This is a genomic window from Nafulsella turpanensis ZLM-10, from assembly GCF_000346615.1.
Classification (GTDB): Bacteria; Bacteroidota; Bacteroidia; order Cytophagales; family Cyclobacteriaceae; genus Nafulsella; species Nafulsella turpanensis.
Window position 1 is genome coordinate 1 of sequence record NZ_ANNU01000001.1, and the last position, 1,644, is coordinate 1,644.

Genomic DNA, 1,644 nt, shown 5'->3' on the forward strand with positions numbered 1-1,644 from the left:
AGTAGCTGTTGCGCAACCCACTGATTAGCAGCTTATTTTTCAGCTCATTTTAGCCTTTCATTCCTGTTTCTTATCATCTTTGGCCGGAAGAGAAAAAGCATTGTTAAAAAGCCGCGATTAAAGGGCTTAGGCAGTGCTATGGCCGCTGTTTTCCTTCTGTTCCGGGAGAAGTTCAGCCACTTCTTCAGATTATAGGCACAGGCTCCCATCAGCATTACCTTTTCTGCCTGAATGATGCCCCTGGTATTGATTCTCTTCAGGGCCATGTAGTTGATTAAGGTGCCAAATACCGGTTCTACCGTGCTGTGCCTGAGCTTCTTCATTTGCCTACCCCTTGAGGAATTTACCCTTTCAATGGCCCTTGAATATTCATCCATAAAGTAGGTGATATCGATTCTTTTTTCATGTTGCTTTCCAATGCAGCGTTCTTTGAAGGGACAGCCTTTGCAGTCACTTCGGCGGGTGAAATACTGTCGCTGTTTTACCAGGTTAGCAGCAAATTTAATCTTGTGAAAAGTTACTTTTTTGTTATTCGGACACAGCCAATAATCCTCCTCCCTGTGATAGGTAAAGCCATCAGGGCCACCTTTGTAGGTGCCATGCACGGAAATAAAAGGCTCAATCTCTTGCTTTTCCAGCAGGTGAAGGTTCTCTCCCGAACAGTAACCTGCATCGGCTGCTATGGCTCCACAGCACAAGCCAAGGCTGCTTAATCTGCTTGTCATTGCTTCGATGATTCGCGGCAGGCACTGGCTATCTTTTTGTTCAGCTAAATCAGCCTGGGTGTGGGTAATAACATGGTGAGCTGTATCGACAGCAAGTTGGTTAAAGTAGCACAGCTGACGAGGCTTTCCAGGCTTTACAGCAATGCGTGCATCAGGGTCCACAGGGGAGTAGTGGGTTTTATTGCTGGTAAATCGGTGCTCCTTACTGCCTGCTCCGGGTCTTTTATCCTTGCTCCACTTCTTTTGTCTGCTGGCTATCTCCTGAAGTTCCTCTTTTCTTGCAGAGATGCTTCGTTGCTGCTGAGTGGATTTATTCTCCCTTGCAGGCCTGTGGGCTGTGCTTATCTGATGCTCTTGCTCCAGCTGTTCTTTGGGTACTTTTAGTTCCAAAGAACTCATGGAAGCATTGGCTTTAATGTAGGCTGAGTCAATTGCCTGCACACTGCCGGCAACCATACCAGCATCTACACAAAGAGAAAGAATATGGGTGAAGAGGGTATCGAAGAGGTCCTTGCTTAGCCTTTGCCTGGTTCTGGAAACGGTGGAGTGCCAGGGCAATGCCTCATCTAAGTTGTAGCCCAGGAAATAGCGCAGGTCCAGTCGGAGGCTGCATACATCCATGAGTTTCCTATCGGAGTCTATATTCTCCAGGTGCTTGATAAGGCAGAGCTTGAAGAAAACCTCGGGGTCAATGCTCTTTTGCCCACAGCTGCCGTAGTAGCTTTTCGTATGCTCTGAAAGGAAATCCAGCCGGAGGACCTCCTTGAGTCGGTAATAGAGGTTGTGCCTGGGAACAGCCTCCGAGAGACTAAAGCAAAGCTGCTTGCGGTCTCGAAAAATCTTCCTGCCCTGCATCGCTTAAAAAAGTTGCTCCTTATCTGCTAAACAATTACTTTCAAGAAGTAGTGCAACAAGCACC

Annotated in this window: 1 protein-coding gene; it reads right to left on the minus strand. The window is 47.3% G+C overall.

All coding sequences use genetic code 11. The features are described 5' to 3' along the window. Nucleotides 1–44 precede the first annotated feature (44 nt). Nucleotides 45–1,580, minus strand: a complete 1,536-nt coding sequence (locus tag F752_RS0100005) for an IS1182 family transposase (protein WP_017729667.1) — start codon at nucleotides 1,578–1,580, stop codon at nucleotides 45–47. Nucleotides 1,581–1,644 lie beyond the last annotated feature (64 nt).

Bases quoted from the DNA above. Each gene is read 5' to 3' on its own strand.
- F752_RS0100005 (WP_017729667.1), bottom strand. From the start codon at position 1,580: ATGCAGGGCAGGAAGATTTTTCGAGACCGCAAGCAGCTTTGCTTTAGT.